This window comes from Tunturiibacter empetritectus (assembly GCF_013410875.1).
Lineage (GTDB): Bacteria > Acidobacteriota > Terriglobia > Terriglobales > Acidobacteriaceae > Edaphobacter > Edaphobacter empetritectus.
On record NZ_JACCCU010000003.1, the window covers coordinates 312918 to 338294 of the forward strand.

The window sequence follows — 25377 nt, forward strand, 5'->3', positions numbered from 1 at the left end:
TTGCGCAGCAGCGACCTGCGCTCCGCACTTCGCACAATAATGAACACCATCAACAAGGGATGAACCACATGCTTGACAGACCATCTCACACCTCCTACCACTCAAGGCACCGGCCCTGCGCTCTCCTTGCTACGCATAGATTCGGTCGGCAGTTCCCTGCGAGGGTACGATAAAAGAAGTGAATTCACCAGAACTATTGCCGATCGTCCCCTCCACGCTGCGTGAAGCGAGCGCGGCTGCCCTGGAGTGGCCGCGCCTCCGCGAGTACATTGCAGGCCGCACCTTCTCCCCTCTGGGCCGCGCCTGGATTCTCGCGCTCGAACCCTGCGCCGACCTCGCCTGGATCGACCAGCAACAACAACGCACCGCCGAACTGCGCGCCATGCTCACCCGAGGCGGCAGCTTCGAGTTCCGCGGACTCTTCGACCCCACCGCTCTTCTCGACAAAGCCCGCATCGAAGGCGCGGCACTCGAGTCAACCGAGATTCGCGACCTCCTCGCCGTCTTGGAACGCGTCGCCGCTTGGCGAAGCCTCATTGATCCTCCCCCAAATGGCACACGGTACGAGTGGCCAGGAATCGCCGCCCTCTCAGCGCCACTGCTCGACTACGACCTCGCGCCACTCCTTCGCCTCCTGCGTGGCAAGATCGAGCCCGACGGCAGCCTCAACGACGACGCCTCACCCGAACTCAATCGAATCCGCCGCGCCATGGAGCGCCAGCACCGCGCCATCGAAGCAAGCCTCCGCAGATCGTTGCAGAGCCTCAGCGAAGGTGGCAGCACGCAGGAAGATCTCATCACCATTCGCGGCGATCGCTTCGTCATCCCGGTAAAGTCCGAGTTCAAGCGTAAGGTCCCCGGCGTCATTCACGGCTCGTCCTCGTCCGGCCAGACCGTCTTCGTCGAACCACTCGATACCATCGAGCAAAACAACGAGCTCGTGCGGCTCCTCGACGAAGAGCAGTCAGAGATACACCGCATCCTCGTCGCGATGACCCGCGCGCTCGGTCAGAACTCTGCCGCCATCCACGTTGGCGCATGCATCCTCGCGGAGGTCGAATCGCACCACGCGCGCGCGCGCTTCGCCGAGACCCTCAACTGCTCTCGCCCAACCTTCACGCAGGAGCTCTCGCTCACCGCCGCTCGCCATCCTCTGCTGGAGCTTCGCATGCGTGCCGATGCCGTGGCCGAAGGCATAGAACCCAGGACGCCTGTTCCACTCACCATCATCCTCCCTCCCGAAGCGAAGCAGCTCATCATCAGCGGCCCCAACACCGGAGGAAAAACCGTCTCTCTCAAAACCCTCGGCCTGCTCTCGCTGATGGCCCAAGCAGGCATTCCTGTTCCTGCGGAGAAGGCAGAACTTCCACTCTTCCAGAGCATCTACGCTGACATAGGCGACGCGCAATCCATCGAACGCAATCTCTCCAGCTTCTCCGCGCATGTCGTCAATCTCGATCGCATCTCCCGCGAAGCCACCGCCGACTCGCTCGTCCTGCTCGACGAACTCGGCTCCGCGACGGATCCAGAAGAAGGTGCCGCTCTCGCGGTTGCCATCGCATCCCACTTTCTCACGCTCAAGGCCTGGTGTTGCATCACGACTCACCTCACCTCACTGAAGGTCTACGCCGCCAATCACTACGGCGTCGTTAACGCAGCTGTCGGCTTCGATCAGCAGACCCTTACCCCCACCTATGAGTTGCGCCTCGGCGTCCCCGGCGCCTCTGCCGGTCTCAACATCGCAGCACGACTCGGCCTCGCACCCAACATCATCGCCGCTGCTCGCGCCCAGATGACTACGCAGACCGCGGATATCGGAGCCTTCCTCGACCAGCTTCACGACCAACTCACCGCAGCAGCCGTAGAGCGCGAAACAATGCAGCAGCGCGAACGTGAGTTATCCCGCGAAAAAGCCCGTGTCGAAGTCGAAGGTCGCGTCGAACAAAAGGCCCGCACCAAAGAGCTCGAAACCAAGCTAAACTCTCTCCTCGAAGACTTCGCATATCAGCTGCGTGAGACCGTAAAAGCCATCGACGACAAGACACTCGCTCAGAAGATAGCCCGCGACTCCGATCGCCGCATGGCAACCCTTCGTCGGGAGTTTTCCGAGCAGTTCAACTCCACTGTCGTCGCTCACACAACGCGAGCCGACAAGAACGACCCCGCCGCTCAACCCCACATACCCAAAGGAATCAAGGTCGGCGATCTCGTCAAACTCAAATCCCTCGGCCGTCAGGCGCGGGTGGACCGAATCATCGACGCAAAAAACTTCGAAGTCTCCATGGGCCCGATGAAGATGCGCGCCCCCATCGACGACATTGCAGAGGTTGAGTCCGTTAAGGTCGTCACGCCGCTCGAAGCCGCGCGCAAACGCGGAGGCATCACCGTCGCCACAGCCAGCAACGACACCGACTACATGACCTCTGAGATCAATGTGATCGGCCGCACCGCCGACGAGGCGCAAACCGAAGTAGAGCGCTTTCTCGACCGCGCCTTTCTAGCCGGCCTGCCGCGCATTCGCATCGTGCACGGAACCGGCATGGGCGTTTTGCGCCGAACTCTCCGAGAATATCTCCGCAATCATCCTCACGTCACTACCGTCACCGAGCCGCCGCAAAATCAGGGCGGACAGGGCGCAACCGAGGTCGAACTACGGCAGTGACCGGTGATTTTTTTACATTCTCTGGTATCCTCTCTGCACAAAGGACACCATCATGGCCGCCCATCGCACCCGCATCACTATTATCGGTTGTGGTCACGTCGGGACTAGCTGCGCTTACGCTCTGCTGCAACACCACCTCGCACGCGAGATCGTTCTCATCGGTGACACTCAAAATCTTGTCCACGGCGAAGCTCTGGATCTCCAACAGTCGGTCCCGTTAGGCACCCCGTTAAAGATCTTCGCCGGAAGTTATAAGGACGCCGCGAAAAGCTCCATCGTCATCCTGACCGTAGGAACCCCCGGAAAGTTCAGCGGTTCACGCCTCGACATGCTGGCGGGCAACGCGGTTATCGTTCGTAGCTGCATTAGCAAGCTCATGGCAGAAGGATTCGACGGCGTGCTCTTGATCGCTACGAACCCGCTGGACGTTCTTACCTACATCGCACAAACTGAGTCGGGCTTGCCTCTCAGCCAGGTCATAGGTACTGGAACTTTATTAGACACTGAGCGTCTGCGCTACATTCTCGGTGAAAAGCTTAACGTAGATCCACGCTCTGTCCACGCTTCCGTTATCGGCGAGCATGGAGACTCTTCAGTTGCAGTCTGGAGCGCCGCTCAGGTTGCTGGCATCCCTCTCGCTCAATATCCAGGTGCAGAGACACTCCCTTCTCAGGAAGAACTGTTGACTATCGTCCGCGGGGCTGGCCCGGAAGTTGCAATGCTCAAGGGAAACACCTGCTTCGCCATCGCCGCCTGCGTTACGCGAATCTGCGAGGCTATCCTCCGCGACGAGCGCTCTGTTCTCATGGTCTCAACTATGATGACAGGTCAGTACGGCCTCAACGAGGTGTCACTCAGTACGCCCTGCATAGTGGGCAACTGCGGCGTTGAAACCGCTCTCGAACTACATCTCAATGAAGTTGAAAAAAAAGCGCTCGACGCCTCTGCAGCGGTGCTAAAACACGCATACTCTCAACTCACATAAGACATAGTTTGGCAAACAGCCAAGCCAAACGAGAGAGATATTTGGGCCACAAATCAGATCCTCATCGGCATCAGGATGTATCTATACTTCACATCCTCATTCGCATCTTCAGGCCGCATCTGGCCAGCGCTCTGTGCATCCTTGAACTCCAGACGCACTTCACCGCTATTGCCGATTGCCTTTAGAAAATCTATAAGATACTGGCTGTTGAATCCCACTACCAGAGGATCGTAGTTATACGGTGTCTCGATCGTATCTTCCGACTCCCCTGCATCCGTGCTCGAAGAAGAGAGCTTCAGCTCATTCTGCTCCAGACGGATCTTAATCGCGCCACTCCGCTCATCCGCGAACTGAGCCACACGCTGAATCGAACCCATTAGATCCTCTGACCGAACGATCACAAATTTGTTGTTATCCCGCGGCAGTACAGCCTCATAGTTAGGGAACTGCCCGGTTAGTTTGCGGCTGGTCAACACACGGCCTCCAACCCTGAAGAACAGCGTCTGATCGTCATCGCCAAACTCAAGCGTCTCGGCCTCCGTCGCCCCAAGCAGCGAAGAGAGCTCACTCAGCGCTTTCCGTGGAATCAGCGTCTTCTTCTCGCCCGACACACCATCCAGCGTTTCGCCTAGCTTTTCGATATGCGCCAGCCGATGGCCATCAGTCGCAACCATCGCCATGCTCTCCGCTTTCAGGACAAGCAGAGCACCATTCAGCGTGTAGCGAGACTCCTCGTTCGAGATCGCAAAGATCGTCTTCGACACCATGTTCTTCAACGAAGGCACTGAGATCTTTACCGCGCCGCTGGCCGGAAACTCCGGTACCTGCGGAAAATTCGCCCGCGCCATCCCCACCATCTTCGTATTCGATCGCCCGGCCCGAATCTGCACCCAGTGGTTGTCCATCAGCTTGATCGAGATCTCGCCCTCAGGCAGCAGCTTGATGTAGTCATAGAGTTTGCGCGCCGGAATCGTGCACGCGCCCGCCTTCTTCACCTTGGCCGCGCAGCTCGTCCGCAGGCTCTGATCGAGATCAGTCGCCGTAATGGTCAACCGGTCGCCGCCTTCGCCCTGCGTCGCCTCGAACAGGAAGTTCGACAGGATTGGAATCGTCGTCTTTCGCTCGACCACGCTCTGGGCAGCAGTCAACTCACGCAGCAACTCCGCGCGGGAGACGGTGATCTCGAGGTTGCCGGTTGGGGCTGGCGCTGCGCTCGTCTCGGTCGGCAAAGTCATCTCGGGCTCCTGGGTCGCACTAGTCACTGTTGTCTCTCCGTCTGCGTTAGTGGCTGCTGGCCAAACTGTACACCGAATTGAACCCACGATGCATCTCTGCCGTCCAACGTCTGCTTGATTCTAGGGGTGAAACCGTCTCCAAAGCGACAGATTTCTTTGTGGAAACCAAGGTAGTTGTGTGCGATGCCGAAATCTGCCAGAACCTCAACCATCGCTGGCTACTGCCTCTAAAAAACAAGAGAAAAAGAGAGAAATACTAGTAGCAATAACCGTTGTCGCTTGAAAAGTGGATATCTTTCCATCAATCTCATAAATAGACGTTTATGCGGTAGTCCTATTTTAGAAAATCGGGCGTACCAAAGAGCACATTCAGGAAAACCGGCCCGCATTTCCGCATCAACCGTCTTCTTATCCCACTTCTTCACAGCCGCTGCCCCCGGCTTTTGAGAAGACCCATCCCCAAACGTGGGAATGTTCACCAAACAAAACAAAATGAGCACTTTACCCAAACCACTTTTTTCACATCTCCATCTCACCTGCGAGGATAATTAGTCCAAAGCTCAAAGGAGTTCACCATGAAGATCGCGCTCTTCGGAGCCAATGGCGCTACCGGAAGACTTCTTACTCAGCGCTGTCTCGCCGCTGGGTACGAGGTCTCCGCACTGCTCCGCACACCTGAAACCTTTCCTATGCGTGACCAGGTGGATGTTATTCAGGGCAGCGCCTTTGATCCCAATCCGATCCGCCAGACCATCGCAGACGCCGATGTGGTCCTGTCGGCCCTTGGGGCAAGCTCCCTCAAGAAGGAAGATGTCCTTGAGCGAGCAGTTCCTCAGATCGTCGCCGCCATGCAGGAGACATCCACTCAGACAAAACCAGTCCGCCGCATCATTGTCCTCGGCTCTGCCGGTGCGCTTCCTACCTCGCTCGACAAGCAACCCGCATGGCGCCGCTGGATTGTCCAGAACATCGTCTACAACACCTTTCTCAAGTGGCCCGTGGCGTCGCAGATCTCGCAGTGGGATACCCTCTCCCACAGCAGCCTCGACTGGACCATGGTGATGCCTCCCATGCTCACCAACACGCCCGGCCATGGAGCCTATCGCGTCGACGGTGAGGCGCTCCCCCCGAATGGCAGCCGCATCTCCCGCGAAGACGTCGCCGACTTCATGATGCAGCAGATTGGCAACCCACAATGGGTCCGTAAAGGTGTGTACATCGCGTGGTGACACGCAAGCCGGAACCAGTCACGCTTAGTCGCCGTATTTCCAGCCCGCAGACCAAAAGAGCAAATGAAGGAGATCTCCAATGATCCCGCAGCTCCAGAAAAAAATCCGAACTCTAATTCTTGTCGCGTCACTCTCTCCCTCTATCTATGCCACGGCGCAAGCACCTCAAAAGGATCTCAACGCCAACTTTATAGGCAAATGGGTCGGACAGCTCGAATACCGCGACTTCCAGAGCAACGCACAGGTCTTCCTCCCAACCTGGCTCATCATCACTGAAATCACCGACCAAAAAGCTCTCCAATTCAACTATGTCTACGACGACGGCCCATCCAAGACGGTCCGCGAACTCATGATCGTCACAATCGACCCCGCCGTCTCAAAGATTACCTTCACCTCCGATCGCGATAAATCGAGCGACACCTATGCCCTTCAGGGCCTCGACGACTTCTCAAAGACCGGACGCGGCACGCTCATCCTCAGCGGACCTGGCAAGGAGAACGACAAACCAGTTGACGTTCGCATTACCCTCACCTTGCGCCGCAACCTCTACACCTACCGCAAAGAGACACGCCGACAGGGCGAAGACTTCAAGTTCCGCGACGCTTACACCTTCACTCGCGCCGAACCGCCAACATCGCAGTAGGGGTTCTTGCCGAAGTAAAACCCATCGGTCAGAAACTCAGGCTGCCAACGATTACAAGGCTAATTCTGCGCCGTCTCCGCCGACCCCATCACCTTTACCGCATGCGCCAGCTCCGGCCGCTCACTTGTCTTCCCAAAGTTCGTCTGCCGAGACGCCTCAGCATAAAACGCGCGAGCTTCCACCGGCTTCTTATCTTCCTCTGCAGCCATCCCCGCGCTCAGCAGCCCATTCAAACGATTCGGGCTCAGCTTCAGTGCCATCTTGTACTCCACCAGCGCCTCCTCCGGCTTCTTCTCCATCATCAGCAGATCGCCCAGCATCTCCCGCGCCGGAATATCCACCTCTCCCTGCCCCAGCTTGTCCTGCTGGTCTGCGGCCTTGCGCATCGCCGCCACAGCCTCCTCCGGCTTGTCTTCTGCGAACGCCTTCCAGCCCACGATCTCGTTGCGAGCCACCTCGGTTGAGCTGACGTGCGACGCATACGGCGACTTCTTCAGCGCCTCAACGCCTTTGGCAAAGTTCACCAGCGCCGATGCCGCCAGCTTCGGATCCTTAAGATGCCCTGCAGCGACACCCTGGCCCCAGTACGTATCGAACTTCAAGTACTCCTTCGAGCCCGGCGCAGGCGTCGCCACAGCAAGCGTCTTCCAGTCATGCATCTCGATCCCGTACACCGCCCGCACCTCGTTATCCAGGCGATTCCCGGCATGCTTCATATCGTCCATCCCAGGCATCGCCTCCATCTTCTGGCCAACTGACCGCATGCTATCGGTTAGCTCCTTCGCCTTCGCGTCCTGCCCCACTTGCAGGTACGCGTAGATCAGGAACTCCTTCGCATGCATCTGGTGAGCTGCTCCCGGCTGTCCTGCGGCCTCAGCCTTCTTCGAAGCCTTCACTGACGCTACATTCGAATCGATATCCTCCTGCCACATCCCCAGCCTTGCAAAGATGTGCCCTGGCATATGCAGTGCATGGGCCGACGCCGGCGCAATCTTCGCGTACTCCCGCGCGGCTTGTAGTCCCTCCGGTGCGAGAGCCGGTGTATCGCAGGTATGGATGATGTAGTGCGCCAGCCCTGGATGGTCGGGATGGGCCTTGAACAGCGGGATCAGAATTGCCAGAGCCTCATGCTCATGACTTAGCGAGGTATCTGTTGGTGACTCCGCGGCGAGGATCGCCAGTGCGTCAAACGCCGCTCCCTCCACGTCATCCGGATACGCAGTGTGCAGTGCATTCATCTTCGCCTCATACGCGTCTGCCCGTTGCTGAAACGTCGCGTCCTTCCCATTGGCAGGATCGAAGAATGCACTCAAAGCCCCGATATACGCCTGTTCCCGCGCTGTCACTACCGCAGGGGGCGCAGCCAGTTTTCGAGCCTCTGCCATCTCCTCTGCACCCGTCTTCAACGCGGCGGCCTCCGGCTCTCCCCACAACTCCTGGTACTTCGTCATCGCCACGCCCCAGTGAGCGATCGCGCACGCCGGGTCGTCCTTCGAGATCGCACGAAACTGCATCTCTGCCTGGGTGTATCCAAACGAGTGCAGCAGCGCTACCCCGTGCTCTATCGTCCCTTGCGATCGTGCCGCGCACGAGGTCGGAAATGAAACTCGTCCCAGCGTCTGCTCCGCATCGTCGTGATGATGGTGCTCCGCCGGCATATCTGGCATTGATTGGCCATACGCGACACCGGAAGGCATCACGATCGCGCACATCGCTCCACACAAAATTCCAAGGAAAAGAAGAGTCTTTAGCATGCTCCACAGGCTATGCCGCTACACGGGTCTTCGCAACGTCAATCCTGCAACTGCACGCCGTCCTTTGTTTGCGATTCCGCAAAGAATCGGAGGAGTTCGCTTATCACTACCATGCTTGATAGTCACGCTTCACCATCCATTGCGCTTTCAGAGCCTCCACGTGGCATTAACCCTAATCTGCTCAGCCGCAGTAAAGTAACACTGTCCCTCAAAAGGAGCTTCCGTGAAGTCAGCGAACCGAATCGCCGCCACCTTCCTACTAGTCTCACTCGTGACCATTGCCGCGCAGGCGCAGACCGCAGCAACCCCGCAGCCATCCGCTCCTCCCATGCTGGTCGGCTCCATCGCAACTCGAAGCGACTGGCCCCAGGCAAAACCTGAGGACGTCAAATCTCCTGAAGCGATCCTCAACGCTGTGTACAGCGTCATCTCTGGGCCTAAAGGGCAGGCGCGTGACTGGGACCGTATGCGCTCTCTCTTCATTCCTGATGCGCGCCTTATTCCTGCGGTGATGTCACCCACTACAGGCCGTGCTGATGCGGTTGTTCTAACCATCGATGGCTATATTGCGCGCAGCCAGGGGCGTATGACGGCCAATGGATTCTTTGAGCACTCCATTCACAATGAGATAGAGCAGTTTGGCAATATTGTTCAGATCTGGAGCACTTATGAGTCTCGCCACAACACTGATGACCCAGCTCCTTTTGCTCGTGGGATCAATAGCTTTCAGTTGCTGAAGGATGGGGACCGCTACTGGGTCGTCAACATCTTCTGGGACTCTGAGTCTGCTGCCAATCCTATCCCTGCTAAATATCTTCCGAAGTAGGTTTTTTTCTGGCGCTGGTGGGTGGGCGTTTTAATTGGGGTTTTTGGGGAAAATGGTGTGTTTGGTGTGGTGTTTTGGTGGTGAGAACGTGGTGGTTTGCGTGGTAGACGTGGTGAGTTAGCAGCGTGTCTTCTGGCTGCTAAAAATGCGCCACGTTTTTGAACTTTATTTTTAGGGGACTCAGTCCTGCCGGACGGGCCCACTACGCGTGGGGCGGTCACTTCGTGACTTGTATACCCCTTCGGTTGGCGCTCCCGTTCGTCGCGAGGGTAGATCGTGCCGACCAGCGGGAGGACCCCTGTTGATGATCCTGCCGAGACCGGTATACACGTCACGAAGTGACCGCGCTCCGCGCAGGAGGCCCGTCCGGCAGGACGCTGGGGTTCAGGGGAGTTAGCTCAGCGTCTCCATCAGCTTGTTGATCGTACGATTCAGGTCCTTGTCGGCGCGGCGCTGCTCGTCGATCTTCGAGATCGAGTGCATCACCGTGGTGTGGTGCTTGCCGCCGAACTGCCGCCCAATCTCAGGCAGGGAAGCCTCCGTCAACTGCTTGGCCAGGAACATGGCAATCTGCCGCGGCACCACAATCTGACGGGAGTTGTTCTTCTGCTTCAACTCCGCAACGCGCATGCCAAACTGCTCCGCCACGGTGCGCTGAATGGTCTCAATCGTGATCTTGCGAACCTGCGTGTCGATGAACTGCTTCAGGCATTGCTGCGTTACGGCAAGCGTGATCTCCACGCCATGCATGCTGCACCAGGCGATGAGCCGCACCAACGCGCCCTCAAGCTCTCGCACATTGGTCCGGACGTTCGAAGCGATAAACATCGCTACGTCGGTGGGAAGCTGCGTCTGCTCGCTCTCGGCTTTTTTCTGCAAGATGGCGACTTTGGTTTCGAGGTCCGGCGGCTGAATGTCGGCGATCAGACCCCACTCGAAGCGCGACCTCAGACGATCTTCAAAGTCGGCCAGCTCTTTGGGCGGACGGTCGCTGGCGATGACGATCTGCTTCATGCTCTCGTGCAGCGTGTTGAAGGTGTGGAAGAACTCCTCCTGGGTGCGCTCCTTGCCGGCGAGAAACTGGATGTCGTCGATTAGTAGAACGTCGACGTTGCGGAACTTGTCGCGGAAGCCGGTCATCTTGTCGTAGCGGACCGAGTTGATCATCTCGTTGGTGAACTTCTCACCGCTGACGTAGCTGATGGAGGCGTGGGGCTGGCGGCGCTTCACGTCATGGCCGATGGCATGCATCAGGTGGGTCTTGCCCATGCCGACGCCGCCGTAGAGGAAGAGGGGATTGTAGGCCTTGGAGGGTCGTTCCGCGACGGCCTGGGCTGCTGCTGTAGCGAACTGGTTGCCGCTGCCGATGACGAAGGCGTCGAACTGATAGCGCGGATTGAGCTGCGAGGCTGCACTCCAGTCGAATCGAGCCTGCTCCGGCGCGGGGCCTGAGACGGAGTTCGACGATGAGCCTGATGCGCCAAGGCGCTGCCTGGGTGCGCTCTGGCTGTGACTTGGAACGGGAGCGAAGCCGCCATCTTCTCGCACCTTGGGCGCGCGGGGGTCTTGCTCGGGCGTGGTGAAGGCGACCGACTCTACGTCGAGTCCCAGATTGTCGATAGCCTCTTGGATGAGGTCGGCGTAACGGTCGCCGATGTGCTGAAAGTCCGTGGAGGGAATTCGCACGAAGAGCTTTTTGCCCTCGAGATGTGAGAACCGTGTCGGCTTGAGCCAGGTCTCGTAAGACTGGCGGTTGATCTTCTTCTCAAGAGCAGCCAGGATACGAACCCAATAATTCAGTACGGCGGTAGCCGTCGGAACGAATGACATTCTTTAGTTTTCCTTGTCTAGTTTCCTGTTCCAAACCAGACCGTGGCACTTTTACAGTCGTGCAGTGTCGCACGATAATCAGCAAACAGAAGTCCGTTCCTGCCTGGGAGGACAGGAGAAGACAGCCCCGAGTTGCCAGAATTCTCTTCGTTGGGAGCCCATTTGAGACCAAGCTGCGAAGACGAGTGGTGCATGGTGAACCAGAGTGCGGAACGGCTGGACTTGCAGAAAATCGTGTTGCGAATCGGGTTCGATAGTAGCACGGAAAAGAAGGCCTTTTTCATGGTGTTCTACCAAAAAAAAAAGTTGCACCATAAGCAGTGAAGAAAGGAAATGGAACGTCTCTAAAGCCACATTTTTTTGCTGAATGCGGGCCTTTCTCCGATATCGCTGCGCCGGTTCTTGTGGTACGGGCGCGCGATGGACAGAGCTCTGCAGTTCTGTTTTTTTTCGCGATGCATGGCCACGAAATAAATGCTATCGCAGCTTTGCGTCCGACGGTATCTCTCCCGGACTCGCTGCCGGAAGATGTGCTGCAACTATCGTAGTACGTCTAATGCCTAATGCGATCTTCTTTGACTCAGGCGTTTCGATGCGATCTGCGAAGAGAGTCATTTATTCTTTTTTTTATGACGGTAGACCTTGCGTCTTATTCGATACGCACTGCGACCATGGCCGACGCAGAGACGATGGCGCGTTATAGAGCTCTGATGTTTCAGGATATGGGTTCGGCGCCGAACGCAGAGGCGGAGACGGAGCACCTCTTTGCCGCAAGTGCGCCCTGGTTCAGAAGTTTGCTTGCGAGGGGAGAGTATGCCGGTTGGTTCGCGGTCTGGCGAGGTGAGACGGGCGAAGAAGGCGACGAGATCGTCGCGGGAGGCGGTATCCATCTGCGGGAGATGGGGCCTGTGCCAGGTTGTTGCCGTGTAGGGCGCTCGGGGCATATCGCGAACATCTACACCGTGCCGGCCCATCGCCGACGGGGACTGGCTCGTCTGCTTATGGAGACGATGTTGGAGTGGTCCGAAAGTATTGGGCTCGATCAGGTGACCTTGAGTGCGTCGAGTGATGGCCGGCCGCTTTATAGCTCTCTTGGTTTTAGGGCTACCCCGGAGATGATGTTGCCGGTAAGGCGTATCTCTGTAGATTGACTATCCTATGCGGTTCTTTCCTGCTGCTTTCCTGCCAAGATGGCTGTGAAAATCCGGTCCGATCGGGTATACTCAGAGATTGTTGCAACAGCCTAAAAGTTTGAGCAGGTGTTCTACCCTGCGCAGGAGTTTTTTGCCATGCCGAAGCGTACCTTTCAACCCAACCGCCGCCACCGCGCCAAGACGCACGGCTTTCTTTCCCGCATGAAGACCAAGGCGGGAGCCGCTGTGCTTAGCCGTCGCCGCGCCAAGGGCCGTCACAAGATCGCCGTCAGCGCCGGTTTCCGCGACTAGTTCAGTTGCTGGTGCAGACTGGTCTGGCGAACAGCTAGTAAGACACGAAAAAATTCATAAGAAATATCTAGGGTTTTTGTAGACCATCGAGGGAGCCATTGCGCTTCATTCGATGGTCTGTGTCTTTTTAACCACTGCATTATCCGCTTCTTTGCGTGATGGGGCAGGGAAGCTTGTACGATGGAAAGAGTGGCAAGCCGGGCTTGCCTCGTACGCCAATGGATGCGAAGCCAAATTCGATCTTTCGCCTGCGCAAACATGCTGACTATCAGCGCGTGTATAAGGCCAGCCGCAAACAGTTTGCGAAGCAGATGAGCTACTTCTTTGCGCTTCGGCCGCTGCTGGGGTCTGATGGAACTCCGCTGCGGGATGCGGACGCGTCGAGTCCGAGGGTGGGTTTGACGGTGGGGAAGGTGATGGGAAAGGCGGTTGACCGCAACCGCATCAAGCGGCGCATGCGTGAGGCGGTCCGGAGAAATCTTGCGACACTCAACACGCCGGTGGATGTGATTCTGCATCCGCGCCGCAGTGTGATCGATCTCGACTTTCCGGCGCTGGAGCGCGAGGTTGCGACGGTGTTTCGGATGATCCAGAAGATGGCCGATCGGAGACCTGCAAGTGAGCCTGCAGGTCAGCCCGGCCGTCAGCGTGAGGATCGCTCCGACAAGAGGACCTCCGCTGCATCGCGATAGTTCTATGAATGACTCTGAACGTGGTCTCGCGAAAGCTGCTCAGAGGGAGTCCAGTGCTATGGAGCCCGGTGTGGGTGTTCGCGTGGCCTATGGGATTTACAAGGGCATTGTTTCACCGGTGCTGCATGCCTTCAGCCCCAGCCAGTGTCTCTACCTTCCGACGTGCTCGGAGTATGCGTATGTGGCGCTGGTCCGCTTCGGTGTGGTGAAGGGGACGTGGCTGGCGCTGCGGCGCGTGGGGAGGTGCCATCCGTTTGCGAAGGGCGGCCTGGACCCGGTGCCTCTGCGAAGCTCGGATACGGTGGCCGCCCCTATTTCCACAGACCATTTATCATAACGGTAGCGTCTCCGCAGTCTGCGGAGGCGGCCTTACGTTCAGCAAAGAATAGGAAGTCTCTTTTGGCAGAGTTTAAAAACCCAAATCAACAGGGCGGCGGCGACAATAAATCGCTCCTGGTCATGATGGCCGTTTTGGTCACCGTCTTCTTTGGCCTGCAGTACTTTCGCGCGAAGAATAACCCGCAGACGAGTTCGCCTAACGCTGGGCAGAGCGCTGCAGCGATTGCCGGCGCTCAGACGCCAGGGCAGGCTCCGGCTGCTGTGGTTGCGACGAGTTCACCTTCGGCTGCGGCTGCTCCTGCGAGCTCGGCGGCTACGGTGCAGGCTCCTGCTGAGGCGACAACGACGGTCGAGAATGAACTCTACAGCATTACGTTCACCAATCGCGGCGGACAGGTTTCGAGCTGGATTCTGAAGAAGTACAAAGACTCGGACGGCAAGCCACTGAACCTGGTTCATACGCAGGCGGCGCAGCAGTTCGGCTATCCGCTGTCGCTGTACACCTATGATGCGGCGTTGACGGCGAATTTGAGCAAGGTGCTGTATGTGCCGTCGGCTACGGGGCCGCTTGCTGCTCCGGCGAGCCTGACGTTTAAATATTCCGATGGCGCAACGACGGTGCGTAAGACGTTCTCCTTCGACGAGACGTATGTTCTGCACGCTGATGTCGAGGTGACGCGGGGTGGCGTTCCGGTTCGCGCACTGCTGAATTGGCCGGGGGGCTTTGGGGATCAGGATAATGCATCGGCGTATGCGGGTGCGCAGCTGGATTACGCACAACATGCCAAGGAGCAACACCTGGCGCCGAAGAAGGTCTCGGGGGGCGACACGCTGAATGGGCCGCTTGACTGGGCGGGCACCAGCGATACTTACTTTGCTGCGATCTTCCTGCCGGATTCGCCGGACACCGCGACGGTGGCGATGCTGCATAACCAGCTGGATGTGGCGAAGACGATCCGGCGCACTGGTCTTGGGGCTGGCGCGCCTGCGAAGGGAGCGATTGAGGTGCCGGTTCTGGGCGCGGCACTGGGCGATACCAGCGGCCACACGCAGACCCGCGTTTATGTTGGCCCCAAGGCGGTGAATATTCTGCGCGGCATTCATGCTACCGGCGATACGATTTCGCTTGAGCCGCTGCTGGACTTTGGGTTCTTCGGGCCGATAGGGAAGTATCTGTTCCTCTCGCTGCAGTTTATCCACGCTCACATTACGTCAAACTGGGGCTGGGCGATTGTTCTTCTGACGGTGCTGATCAATCTGCTGATTCTTCCGCTGCGCGTGAAGACAATGCAGAGCGGGCTGAAGATGCAGCGCATTCAACCGCAGATGGATGCCATCAAGGAGCGCTACAAGAAGTACAAGGCGACCGATCCGAAGCGCAACGAGATGAACGTCGAGATCATGAAGCTGCAGAAGGATAACGGCGTCAACATGTTTGGCGGCTGCATTCCTACGCTGATCCAGATGCCTCTGCTGTTCGCATTCTTCAGCATGCTGCCCAAGGTGGTTGAGCTACGCCAGGCGCACTGGTTCTGGCTGCCGGATCTCTCGAGCGCCGACCCGTATCACATTCTGCCGATCGTGATGATCGTGAGCCAGTTCCTGGTGCAGTTTTATACGCCGTCTCCCGGGGTCGATCCCCAGCAGCAGAAGATGATGGCGTTCATGATGCCGGCGGTCTCCGGTTATATGACCTGGAACTATGCCTCGGGCCTGGCTCTCTACTGGACCATCGGCAACCTGATCAGCATCGTGCAGCAGTCGGTGATGAACCGCACCAGCCTTGGGCGCGAGATGCGGGAGATCGCAGCCAAACGGGCTCGCCGCAAGGCAGGAGCGCCTACGACCATCTCGGGAAAACGATAGAGCAACGTTGCCGAGCTGGGAGCGATTCGAGCCGTATACTAGTTTGAGAAAATCATATAAAAAGGGATGAAACTTCACGCCCTCGAAATTGGTCTTATAGAGATGACGACCCCCCTGATGGATCAGGGCCGTGCAGTGAAGAAGATCGCGGACTTCCTGGAAGTTTTGAAAGAGACTGGAAGTCTCGACTTGCAATCTCACATTCTTGCCTGCAACGGCCACGTGCAACCCAACGCTGACGCTTCTGCCGACGTGAACTCCCCTGGCTTAAACGGCGCCTCTACCCCCGACTCGTCGCCTGTGATCTGCGTCGAGTTTACCGGCACAGATACTCCCCTTCTCCTTGCCCGCAATGGCGAACTCCTTCACGCCATCGAGCATCTTGCCGCCAAAATCCTCCGGTTGGAACCTGAAGAGCACGATCTGATCTTCTTCGATGCCGAAGGCTTCAAAGCAAATCGCGACCGAGAGCTTCAGCACTCTGCCGAGACGGCCATCGAACAGGTTCGCGACACGGGCAGGCCGTACTCTTTTCCTCCTATGACCTCGCGCGAGCGCCGCCTGCTTCACCTTGCCCTGGCAAAGTCCGGCCTGCCGACGGCCTCTTCGGGCGAAGGCCCCAGGCGTTTTGTGGTTCTCTATCCTGAGGGCCCGGCAGCGGCGCAACCGGTGCCGACCGCCGATCGAACGCGCGCTATTCGCAACAGCTTCCGCCGGCGCTGATGTGTTCGTAGTAGAGCATTCTGGATTATTGGAGTGCGAGTGATGGAGCGGCTAATCCTGCATGCGGCTAACTCTGCGTGCGAGCCAGGAGAGTGGTTGCTTCCCATCTCTTCTTCGCCGAGATTCCTTCGGGAGCTATCGAGATGGTCACCGATTGACCATCCAGATAGCGGTGCCAGTCGTTGGACTCTGCCACCTGCTTGATGATCACATTCCGCTTCGCCAGAAACGCGACAAGATGACGCTTTACCACCATCTTCGTCGCGAGCCGTCCCAGCGCGCCCCAGGGAGCAGTGAATCGAATCTCGTCGCGCAGCCGAGTGCCATCATCCATCGCCGCGAAGTGGTGTTCATGCTCGAAGTGCGAGAAGACTCCCGAGACCATGACATCGCGAAAGTACGAGTAGGGGCGCAGCACGTCGATACGGCTCTTGTGCCGCAGCTTCACTCCGAGATGACGGCCGCAAAAGGTCACCGTCTCGCCCTCGCTGATCAGGCCGGTCGTGATCCCCTCTACCGCTTGCTCCTGGGACGAATGCGCCGAAGCAAGATGAAGATCAACACTGAGGCAAAGCAGAAAGCATCGTTCTACAGGTGCGTCAATCCAGGTTTCTAGTTGAATCGTATCCATGGGGCCCCGGTCACCGTTTACTCTTGAGTACTTAGCGTAACAGGAACAGATTACGCCAGTAATAGTATCTTTCCTATTCCACCTTTTGCTGATGCTGCCTGCGCGTCGCCGGCCTCGGAGAGCGGTACCATCCTGTCGATCGGAACGGCAAACCGCCCCGCAACCAACTCTTCGGCCATTGTTATCAGTACTTTAGGGTCTGGCTCGGAACGAATTATCTCCACCTTGACGGTGGGATGCAGCTTTGCGTCCGAGGGAGGCCCGAGTACCGAGGCGAAGACCCCTCCCTGCTTTACTTTTGCCAAGAGCTGGTTGGCTGTCTCCCCTCCAACGATGTCCGCAACCGCGTCGATGAATCCGAGCTTCTTCATCGCTGCCGGGTCGTCAAGCGCGATCACGTGGTCAGCTTTCAGGGTCTCCGCCTCTTTCAGTTGGGACTTCCTTACGCCTGCGAACACAACTGCCCCGGCCTTCTTTGCGGCCCACACCGCAGATCGGCCGACACTACCCACTGCACCCGCGACCAGCACTGTCTGCCCGGAGTGGATCTTGGTCCCTCGTGTGATCAGTTGCTCTCCGGTGAGGGTCACCAGAGGCAAAGCCGCAGCGTGCACAAGATCAAGCTTCTCTGGAACGAGTGCAAGGTCAGTCGCCTTTACTACGACGAGCTCGGCGTATGTTTTTGTCGCAAACGCCATCACCTTATCGCCCGCCGCAAAACCGCTTACTCCTTCGCCTGTCTCACGAACGATCCCCGACAGATCTCTCCCGATGATGGCGGGAAGTTCGAGCGGAAAATGCTCCTTCGCCTCTCCGCTTCTCATCTTGTAATCAATTGGATTGACGCTGGTCGCTGCGAGCCGAACTAAAACCTCACCTTTGCCGGCGACCGGATCGGGAACTACCTCATATTTCAACTTATCCGGTCCACCATACTCATGCAGGACGACAGCCCTCATTGAAACACCTCAAAACAGTGTGATGCACATATCGGCATACCTGTTCCTGAGGAGGTTAACCCGATGCAGCTTAGGTTTGTTGCGCCTAAGGACGCAGGTTAGGACGCGGCACTAGTGCGTTCGATCTCTTCCGGTAGATACTTTCGCCACTCCTGGCTCTCGGCGATCTTTTTCAGCAGCTTCATCCTGCGGCGTAGAACGCGGGAGATGTAAGGCACAAGGATCGCGCGGGCCACCAATCGTCCTACCCAGGAGAGCGGGAGAGTGAAGCGGATCTTGTCGTTCAGCACGGTCCGTCCATCGATGTAGAAGAGGTGATGGTCGTGCTGGAATCGTTTGAAGCGGCCACGTCCCATGGTGTCCTGAAAGAAGACGGGCTGTTCGTACCGGGTGATGAGGGTCTCGTGCATCTGGGGAAAGCCGAACTTCCAACCTGCCCACAGAAGTTTGTCTCCAGGACCAATCATTCCCTGGGTCTTTCCTTCGATCGGCTTCATTCCCAGCGTCTTTGACACCAACTCAATGTTGGTCGAAAGCAGAAAACATCTCTCGATCGGAGCATTGATATGAACACTGTCGCTAATCGTAAACATCGGTCCCCTGTTGATTGTACTTCTGTTCCGCTTGCAGACTCAATCTAAACCTTTGTCAGTCAACAGATCCGCAGCCAACCGTACTCTCGTTCTGTGGATGCCTTGTCGTTTGATCAACTGCGATGGAGTTCTCAGGAACAAGTTCTCATCATCATGCGAATCCGCGTTCTGCTTCGGCTTTCTGATGGCAACTATGGCAAACCAGCTGAGTGTTTCTTGCAGTATACCCATCGATGGCACGAAAGCGGTCAAGTTCTGCGCCGCGGTTGGGGAGCGCTGTGTGGCAGAGGGCGCAGAGGCCAAGCTGACTCTTTCGCTTCGCCTCTTTCAACCTGCGACGCTGCGTCGGTGTTCCACGCTCGTCAAACTCCAACCGCTTGAGGATGTATCGCCGCATCTGGAAGAGCCGTTCGCGATCCTCCCCGGCGACGGCGACGATCCGCTCGCGTAGCTGCTCGAGAATCGCAATCGCCGCTGCGCGGTCCTGATCGGAGAGCGATGCCATCTCCATCTCCTCCTTAGAAACTGTCCTGCCGGACGGCCCCACTGCGCGTGGGGCGGGCGTTCACACGCCTTTTTAAAGCTTCGCGTGGTCCTCCCGTTGGTCGGAATCATTCTCTCTCGCGACCAACGGGAGCGCCAACCGAAGGGGTATGCATGTCACGAAGTGACAGCGCTCCGCGCAGGAGGCCCGTCCAGCAGGACAGTTTCTTACAGCGTAACCGTTTTGGAAGCGACTAACTCTTTGGCTCGTTCGATAAAGTCGGCGAGCGCGACGCTGCCCTCATCGCCCTTTCCGCGTGTCCTTACACTGACGGCTTCGGTGGCTGCTTCCTTGTCGCCCATCACCAGGACAAACGGCACCTTCTGGAGGGTGAACTCGCGGATCTTCGCGTTCATCTTTTCGTTACGCTGGTCGAGTTCGACGCGCAGGCCGGCTGCCTCGAGCTTTGCCTTGACGGCGACGGCGTAGTCCACGTGTTTCTCGGAGATGGGTACGATGCCGACCTGCACCGGCGCGAGCCACATTGGAAAGGCGCCAGCGTAGTGCTCGATCAGCACACCGAAGAAGCGCTCTACAGAACCGAAGAGTGCACGATGCACCATCACGGGCTGATGCAGCTCACCGTCTTCGCCCTTGTACTCGAGCTCGAAACGGGCGGGAAGGTTGAAGTCGAACTGCACTGTCGACAACTGCCAGAGCCGTCCCAGAACGTCCACGAGCTTGATATCGATCTTCGGGCCGTAGAACGCGCCCTCTCCGGGAATGGCCTTAAACGCTATGCCGCGTTTGGTGAGTACATTCTTAAGGGCGGACTCGGCCTTCTCCCAGTCGCTCGGGTTGCCGACGAACTCTCCTGATTTCTTTGGATCGTGCAGCGAGAGCTCGACTCGGTACTCGTTAAACCCAAAAGTCTTCAGCACAGCTTCGGCGAAGTCGAGACAGCCTTCGATCTCGCTGACAACCTGCTCCGGCATACAGAAGATGTGCGCATCATCCTGCGTGAAGCCGCGCACGCGCAGCAGTCCATGCATGGTGCCCGATCGCTCGTAACGGTAGACGTTGCCGAGCTCCGCGTAGCGCACGGGCAGATCGCGATAACTTTTAGGCGAGTTCTTGTAGATCAGAATGTGGCCGGGGCAGTTCATCGGCTTCAACCGGTACTCCGCGTCGTCAAGCTCCATCGGCGGATACATATTCTGCGAGTAAAAACCCTCGTGGCCGGAGATCTTCCAGAGCTCGCGCCGCATGATGTGGGGCGTGTAGACCATATCGTAACCGCGGCGGATACATTCTTCGCGCATCCAGTCTTCCATGGTTTTGCGAATCAGTCCGCCCTTCGCATGCCAGAAGATCAACCCCGATCCTGCGACCTCCTGGATGGAGAACAGGTCGAGCTGTTTGCCCAGCACGCGGTGATCGCGAGCTTTGATCTCCTCCAGCCGCTTGAAGTGCGCGTCGAGATCCTTCGTGTTGAAGAACGCAGTGCCGTAGATGCGCTGCAGCTGCTGATTCTTCTCATCGCCCAGCCAGTAAGCTCCGGCGACCGAGGTCACCTTGAACGCCTTAACGCGCCCGGTGGAGGGAACGTGCGGGCCGCGGCAGAAGTCGACAAATTTGCCGTTGCGATAGAGCGAGATCTCGTCGCCCGGCTGCGTAAATTTTTCGATGAAGTGAACCTTCATGAACTCGCCCTGCTCGGCGTAGTCCTTCAATCCCATCTCGCGCGACTCTTCTTCACGCAGGAACTTCTCATCTCGCGCGACCACCTCGGCCATGCGGGTTTCGATCGCGGCGAGGTCCTCATCGCTGAACGGCGTCTCCCGGTAGACGTCATAGAAGAAGCCGGAGTCGGTCGCGGGTCCATGCCCGAGCTTGGTCTCGGGGAAGAGTTCGAGGATCGCCGTCGCCATGACGTGGGCGGCGGAGTGACGCACCACCTTGAGTGCGGCCTCGTCGTTCTCCTTCAGCAGCTCCAGAGCAACATCTTCTGTGAGCGGGGCGGCGAGGTCAACCAGGCGCTCGCCGCTCTCGGCACCGCCATACATCGCTGCCTCTGAGGTCTCATCCTCCTCCGCGGCTCCCGTAGTTACCGGCGTCAGCGGACGAATCCGCGCCACCACCACCGCTGCAGCCAGCCGCGGCGAGATGCTCATCGCCACGTCATACGCTGTCGTACCACGCGAAACCTCGCGCACTGAACCGTCTGGAAGCTGAATCCTGATCATCTGCTCGTTCACATCTTCAAGAATAGATGGTTGCCGCAAAGCGCGTCGAGGCGGGGACTGCGGAGCCGGTCGGAAGACAGTCGCTGGGAGGTGGATAACTACGACGTTACTACTGGCTCATAACGCTTACACCAGCGTGGTATAGCCGTGCTCCAATGGCCCGGCTACGGTAAGAATGTTCGAAGTGTCCAGAGATTCGGGTGAACTGCCCACAGGACGACAACAAACATGCAGGTTTTACTTAGAAGGTCTGAGTTCCGGCAGGACATTCACTGTTCGGTTTGCGGTCAGGGCTTCCGGCTCTACTGGGAGTCGAGCTCCCCTTCCGAACGCACCACCACACGCTCCATCGTTCTCGGCGAGCTCCGCGACCATCACTCTCCAGAACAGGGTGGGGACAAGACTGCCGCAGCCCATCCTTTCGACCTGTTCCGGCTCCCTGGCTGGAGCGGTTCGCCGCGCTTCACCCGGACTGCGATGTTGGCAGGGCCGGCCCGCATCCCCAGCGATATCTCCAAAGTGGTCATGATCTCCAGGCGGGCGAATCGGGAGAGGTAGTTCCCCGCCTCATTGGAACCATCCTCCAACGAGCTCGTTGTTCCTCGTAAATTGCCACGCTCCTGCGTCCGCCTCATCTTCCCCATATCGCTCTTCGGCAAGGCCAAGGCTCGTCTGCGCCTCATCCACAGGTAGATTCCGCGGCCTCAAGATAAATAGTTGAAGATCAGGCCAGCGCAACTCTTCGCCACTATGTTCAAGTAAGATGGCGAGCGATGATCGCATCTACCCCTAGACAGACATCTCGCGCAGACTCGATTAGCGTGCTCCTCGGCCTGCTCTTCGTATGCTATGCCGTGGCCGCGCTGGGAGCCCTGGTGACCGCCCACGAAGTTCCTGCCTGGTACGCCACTCTCTCCAAACCGAATTTCAGTCCACCCAATTGGATCTTTGCTCCAGTCTGGACGGTGCTCTATGGACTGATGGCCGTTGCGGCCTGGCTGGTCTGGCGAACACCCACCTCTGGAAGCAACTCCACCTCCCGTCGCTCCGGGCTGATACTGTTTGCCCTTCAGCTGCTGCTCAATTTTCTCTGGACACCTGTGTTCTTCCGCTTTCACCAGCTTTTGCCCGCGCTTGTGGTCATCCTTTGTCTCTGGGGCTTGATTCTGCTCACCGCTCTCCGCTTCTGGAAGGTTGACCGCCTCGCCGGAGGCCTTATGCTCCCCTATCTCGTTTGGGTGACCTTCGCGACTGCCCTCAACTACGAGATCTACCGCCTGAATTGAGCTCCAAAAGCCACAGAAATAAGGACCGCACCCCTGTGGGCAACGGTCCTGTTTGTGTTGAGACGGCTGTTAACTGTTTAGTTAAGCAATTTCGGCTATGCTCTCCATCGTGCGTTCCGCCGGAGCATGCTTCTGCAACCAGACATTCGCTCTCCAACGGCCAAAAAACGGTGCTACAGCGATCATTCCAAAAGCGATACCAAGTGCTAAGCGCATAAACTTCTCCTTTTATCCCCTTGGGTCTTGAGAACCCTCCAGGTTTCGAACGGGCAGATTGGTTTGCAAAACATTGCATGTTGCAACTGTTGATACCCCAATATCGACCCGCCGAACCACCCTCGATATCCCACCTTGGTGTTACAGCGGGCACGTGAGTGGAATTGGCATCGTTTCGCCCGGTCAGCCAGCCCAACTGCGTATTCAAACTCGCGCCATCGCCTAAAATAAACCCATGTCCTACACGGCAGCGGTCGACCATCTTTACGCCCTGGGCCAGGAACTTGCCCCCTCAACGCCCAGTACACCTCGCCGGAAGTTCGACCTTGCTCATATGCGGGTTTTGGCCGCTGCCCTGGGCGACCCGCAGACCGCATTCCCCTCGGTTTTGATCGCCGGAACCAACGGCAAAGGGTCCACTGCCGCCACGCTCAGTAGCATCCTCACTGCTGCGGGCTACCGTACCGGCCTCTACACCTCGCCCCACCTGGTCCGCGTCAACGAGCGAATCCAGATCGACGGGCAACAGATTCCTGACGAGGACTTCGCTCGCCTCTACTTTCAAGTCGACGAGACTGCCCGCCATCTCGTCGAGTCTGGCGATCTGCCCTATCCGCCCAGCTTCTTTGAGGTTCTCACCGCGGTAGGCTTTCTCTACTTCGCCGGAGAGAGCGAAACCCAGTCAGAGAAGACCCCGGTAGACATCGTCATCCTTGAGGTTGGTCTCGGTGGCCGTCTCGACGCCACCAACATCGTCGAACCGCTCCTCTCCATCCTCACTGACATCGCGCTCGACCATCAGGATTACCTGGGCAACACCATTGCCGAGATCACTCGCGAAAAAGCCGGCATCCTGCGCCCCAACGGCACGCTCATCACGTTGCCCCAGCACCCCGAAGCCAACCAGGCGATCGGCGAGGCTGCGGCCACACTGAATCTCCGCGCCATCAACGCTGCCGGCTACATCCCCACAAACGTGCCCGGCCATACTGCGGGTGTTCCACAACATCCCGCCGACACCGCTGGCCAGGAAGCACGGTCGCTCCCTGCAAATCGCTACATCGTCACCCTCGACGGTGAAACCCTCGAAGTCAATTCGCCACTGCCCGGGCACCATCAGCAGCGCAATATTGCCCTGGCAATCGCTGCTGCGGCGGAGTTACGTAACTCTAAAGGTTACAAACTAGCAAAAATTACCCCAGAAAGTAACCAAATCGGTTACAATATAACCAACGCGCAGATTGAAGCTGGAATCCGCAATACGCAATGGCCCGGACGCCTCGAACTCTTTACCTTCCCCGAAGGCCCGCAGCTCCTATTGGACGTAGCGCACAACCCGGCCGGGGCCTGGACCCTACGGGCCGCCATCGCTCAGCTCCCCGACACGCGGCCTCGTACTCTCCTCTTCAGCTGCCTTCGCGATAAAGATCTCAAAGAGATGGGCCAGATCCTCTTTCCGCTCTTCGACGCCTCCTCGACGGATCCGGAACGCCGCAGGGACCATATCGTCTTCGCCCCTATCGACAATCCGCGAGCGGCCCACATCGAAGATCTCCTGGCGGCCGCTCACGCTCTCGATATTCCCGCCCACGCCGCCCCTCACCTGGCCGCCGCTTTCGCCCAGGCCCGTGCTGTGACGCCGCCAGAAGGTCTCATTATCGCCACCGGCTCCGTCTATTTAGTGGGCGAGATCCGCCGTCTAGCCGGAGAGCTATGAACGACTCTCCTTTTGCGGACAACGTGGCGCATAAGAGTGTGGAAGGCAAAGGCGGGAGCAGCAACGTCGCAGAATCCGCCGAGCCCAAGCCGTCGGCCCAGCCCATCCTCTCTGTGGAGGAGCCGGACCTTCCCGCCTCTCCTTTTATCTCGAAGCAGCCGCCCTTCGCCCTGCGCTGGCTGTCCTATCTTCTTCTGATCCCCCTCGTAGGCCTGGCTACCGCTTTCTTTGGTTGCTTCTCTCTCCTCGCCGGCCTGTGGGACAAGTCCGGTCGCCAGCAGCACGCCATTGCTCACGTGTGGGCACGCACCATGCTCCTCTTTAGCCTCTCTCCGGTCAAGATCATTGGCCGCGAGAAGCTTCACGAGCAGGAGACCGCCGTCTACGCCTCCAACCACCTCAGCTACATGGACACGCCCGTCCTCTTCGCGAAGCTTCCCTTTCAGTTCCGCATCCTAGCGAAGCAGTCTCTTTGGAAGATCCCGTTTATTGGCTGGTACCTCAACCGCTCGGGTCAGGTCTCTGTCGACTCGAACAGTCCCCGCTCGCTGGTCGCCAGCCTCAACCGTGGTGTCGCCACCCTGAAGCAAGGCTTGCCGCTCGTCCTCTTTCCCGAGGGTGGCCGCGCAGCCACCGGCCAGCTCCAGACGATGATGTCCGGCTGTGCCTACATGGCGATCAAGGCGCAGGTCCCCCTGGTCCCCCTTACGCTGATTGGAACCTACGAGCTTCTCCCGATCCACGTCTACGCGCTGCACCCCCGGCCCATCTTCATCGTGGTAGGGGACCCGATCCCTACGACCGGCCTGAACTCTCGCGATGCCGACGCGCTTACTCGGCGGCTCTACGCATCCATCTCCGAGACCTACGCTCAGTACTCCGCCAGCAACTAAAGTGCGCCCTGCGCGGGCGGCGGTCACTTCGTGACTTGTATACCCCTTCGGTTGGCGCTCCCGTTGGTCGCGAGCCATTTTTCTTTCCGACCAATGGGAGGACCTTTAGCGTTCGTTCTACCA

Annotated in this window: 23 protein-coding genes; 15 read left to right on the plus strand and 8 right to left on the minus strand. The window is 58.1% G+C overall.

Annotated elements, in window-relative coordinates; translation table 11 throughout:
* Nucleotides 1-178: 178 nt before the first annotated feature.
* On the plus strand, nucleotides 179-2662 hold the full coding sequence (locus HDF08_RS19175; RefSeq protein WP_373563237.1) for an endonuclease MutS2: 2484 nt from the start codon (nucleotides 179-181) through the stop codon (nucleotides 2660-2662).
* 52 nt (nucleotides 2663-2714) lie between these two features.
* The gene (locus tag HDF08_RS19180; protein ID WP_179640278.1) at nucleotides 2715-3647 is read left to right on the plus strand and encodes an L-lactate dehydrogenase; all 933 of its coding nucleotides are present in this window, start codon (nucleotides 2715-2717) and stop codon (nucleotides 3645-3647) included.
* A gap of 53 nt (nucleotides 3648-3700) precedes the next feature.
* On the opposite strand, the gene dnaN is transcribed toward HDF08_RS19180, so the two are convergent.
* Nucleotides 3701-4882, minus strand: a complete 1182-nt coding sequence (gene dnaN / locus HDF08_RS19185; RefSeq protein ID WP_179640279.1) for a DNA polymerase III subunit beta — start codon at nucleotides 4880-4882, stop codon at nucleotides 3701-3703.
* A gap of 575 nt (nucleotides 4883-5457) precedes the next feature.
* On the opposite strand from dnaN, the gene HDF08_RS19190 reads away from it, so the two are divergent.
* Together HDF08_RS19190 and HDF08_RS19195 are read left to right on the plus strand one after the other, a co-directional pair.
* On the plus strand, nucleotides 5458-6111 hold the full coding sequence (locus tag HDF08_RS19190) for an NAD(P)-dependent oxidoreductase (protein ID WP_179640280.1): 654 nt from the start codon (nucleotides 5458-5460) through the stop codon (nucleotides 6109-6111).
* 79 nt (nucleotides 6112-6190) lie between these two features.
* On the plus strand, nucleotides 6191-6754 hold the full coding sequence (locus tag HDF08_RS19195; protein WP_179640281.1) for a hypothetical protein: 564 nt from the start codon (nucleotides 6191-6193) through the stop codon (nucleotides 6752-6754).
* 59 nt (nucleotides 6755-6813) lie between these two features.
* Here the strand turns inward: HDF08_RS19195 and HDF08_RS19200 are convergent, their stop codons facing one another.
* Complete coding sequence (locus HDF08_RS19200; protein ID WP_257031279.1) at nucleotides 6814-8466, minus strand: tetratricopeptide repeat protein; 1653 nt, start codon at nucleotides 8464-8466, stop codon at nucleotides 6814-6816.
* A 265-nt stretch (nucleotides 8467-8731) separates the two neighbouring features.
* Between HDF08_RS19200 and HDF08_RS19205 the strand changes: the two genes are divergently transcribed.
* Entirely contained in the window at nucleotides 8732-9334 is a 603-nt protein-coding gene (locus HDF08_RS19205) for a hypothetical protein (RefSeq protein ID WP_179640283.1), read from the plus strand.
* A 393-nt stretch (nucleotides 9335-9727) separates the two neighbouring features.
* On the opposite strand, the gene dnaA is transcribed toward HDF08_RS19205, so the two are convergent.
* Nucleotides 9728-11164 carry a chromosomal replication initiator protein DnaA gene (dnaA, locus tag HDF08_RS19210; RefSeq protein ID WP_179640284.1) on the minus strand — a complete coding sequence of 479 codons (1437 nt, stop codon included), beginning with the start codon at nucleotides 11162-11164 and terminating at the stop codon, nucleotides 9728-9730.
* Nucleotides 11165-11793: 629 nt separating this feature from the next.
* On the opposite strand from dnaA, the gene HDF08_RS19215 reads away from it, so the two are divergent.
* The 6 genes from HDF08_RS19215 (at nucleotide 11794) to HDF08_RS19240 (ending at nucleotide 16229) form a co-directional block, all read left to right on the plus strand.
* Nucleotides 11794-12315, plus strand: coding sequence for a GNAT family N-acetyltransferase (locus tag HDF08_RS19215; protein ID WP_257031280.1), 522 nt, complete (start codon nucleotides 11794-11796; stop codon nucleotides 12313-12315).
* Between the two features lie 138 nt (nucleotides 12316-12453).
* On the plus strand, nucleotides 12454-12609 hold the full coding sequence (gene rpmH, locus HDF08_RS19220; protein WP_123490004.1) for a 50S ribosomal protein L34: 156 nt from the start codon (nucleotides 12454-12456) through the stop codon (nucleotides 12607-12609).
* A 203-nt stretch (nucleotides 12610-12812) separates the two neighbouring features.
* Complete coding sequence (rnpA, locus tag HDF08_RS19225) at nucleotides 12813-13301, plus strand: ribonuclease P protein component (RefSeq protein WP_257031281.1); 489 nt, start codon at nucleotides 12813-12815, stop codon at nucleotides 13299-13301.
* Nucleotides 13302-13305: 4 nt separating this feature from the next.
* A complete protein-coding gene (yidD, locus tag HDF08_RS19230) occupies nucleotides 13306-13638 on the plus strand; it encodes a membrane protein insertion efficiency factor YidD (protein WP_218884871.1) in 333 nt (110 codons plus the stop codon).
* 62 nt (nucleotides 13639-13700) lie between these two features.
* Nucleotides 13701-15506: a membrane protein insertase YidC gene (yidC, locus tag HDF08_RS19235; RefSeq protein WP_179640286.1), complete on the plus strand. Its 1806-nt coding sequence runs from the start codon at nucleotides 13701-13703 to the stop codon at nucleotides 15504-15506.
* Nucleotides 15507-15572: 66 nt separating this feature from the next.
* Entirely contained in the window at nucleotides 15573-16229 is a 657-nt protein-coding gene (locus HDF08_RS19240; protein ID WP_257031282.1) for a Jag family protein, read from the plus strand.
* A gap of 67 nt (nucleotides 16230-16296) precedes the next feature.
* On the opposite strand, the gene HDF08_RS19245 is transcribed toward HDF08_RS19240, so the two are convergent.
* From HDF08_RS19245 to thrS, 5 genes are all read right to left on the minus strand, one after another.
* Nucleotides 16297-16860 carry an SRPBCC family protein gene (locus HDF08_RS19245; protein WP_179640287.1) on the minus strand — a complete coding sequence of 188 codons (564 nt, stop codon included), beginning with the start codon at nucleotides 16858-16860 and terminating at the stop codon, nucleotides 16297-16299.
* 50 nt (nucleotides 16861-16910) lie between these two features.
* Entirely contained in the window at nucleotides 16911-17819 is a 909-nt protein-coding gene (locus HDF08_RS19250) for an NADP-dependent oxidoreductase (RefSeq protein WP_179640288.1), read from the minus strand.
* 98 nt (nucleotides 17820-17917) lie between these two features.
* Nucleotides 17918-18412, minus strand: coding sequence for an SRPBCC family protein (locus HDF08_RS19255; RefSeq protein ID WP_179640289.1), 495 nt, complete (start codon nucleotides 18410-18412; stop codon nucleotides 17918-17920).
* Nucleotides 18413-18563: 151 nt separating this feature from the next.
* Nucleotides 18564-18917: a hypothetical protein gene (locus HDF08_RS19260; protein ID WP_179640290.1), complete on the minus strand. Its 354-nt coding sequence runs from the start codon at nucleotides 18915-18917 to the stop codon at nucleotides 18564-18566.
* 206 nt (nucleotides 18918-19123) lie between these two features.
* Complete coding sequence (thrS, locus tag HDF08_RS19265; protein WP_179640625.1) at nucleotides 19124-21142, minus strand: threonine--tRNA ligase; 2019 nt, start codon at nucleotides 21140-21142, stop codon at nucleotides 19124-19126.
* A gap of 228 nt (nucleotides 21143-21370) precedes the next feature.
* Between thrS and HDF08_RS19270 the strand changes: the two genes are divergently transcribed.
* The 4 genes from HDF08_RS19270 (at nucleotide 21371) to HDF08_RS19285 (ending at nucleotide 25254) form a co-directional block, all read left to right on the plus strand.
* The gene (locus HDF08_RS19270) at nucleotides 21371-21700 is read left to right on the plus strand and encodes a hypothetical protein (protein WP_179640291.1); all 330 of its coding nucleotides are present in this window, start codon (nucleotides 21371-21373) and stop codon (nucleotides 21698-21700) included.
* A 215-nt stretch (nucleotides 21701-21915) separates the two neighbouring features.
* The gene (locus HDF08_RS19275) at nucleotides 21916-22428 is read left to right on the plus strand and encodes a TspO/MBR family protein (RefSeq protein WP_179640292.1); all 513 of its coding nucleotides are present in this window, start codon (nucleotides 21916-21918) and stop codon (nucleotides 22426-22428) included.
* A gap of 451 nt (nucleotides 22429-22879) precedes the next feature.
* Nucleotides 22880-24361: a bifunctional folylpolyglutamate synthase/dihydrofolate synthase gene (locus tag HDF08_RS19280; RefSeq protein ID WP_179640293.1), complete on the plus strand. Its 1482-nt coding sequence runs from the start codon at nucleotides 22880-22882 to the stop codon at nucleotides 24359-24361.
* Nucleotides 24358-25254 (plus strand): lysophospholipid acyltransferase family protein, encoded by an 897-nt coding sequence (locus HDF08_RS19285; protein ID WP_179640294.1) that lies wholly within the window; start codon nucleotides 24358-24360, stop codon nucleotides 25252-25254. The genes HDF08_RS19280 and HDF08_RS19285 overlap by 4 nt, the downstream gene beginning before the upstream one ends.
* Nucleotides 25255-25377: the final 123 nt, after the last annotated feature.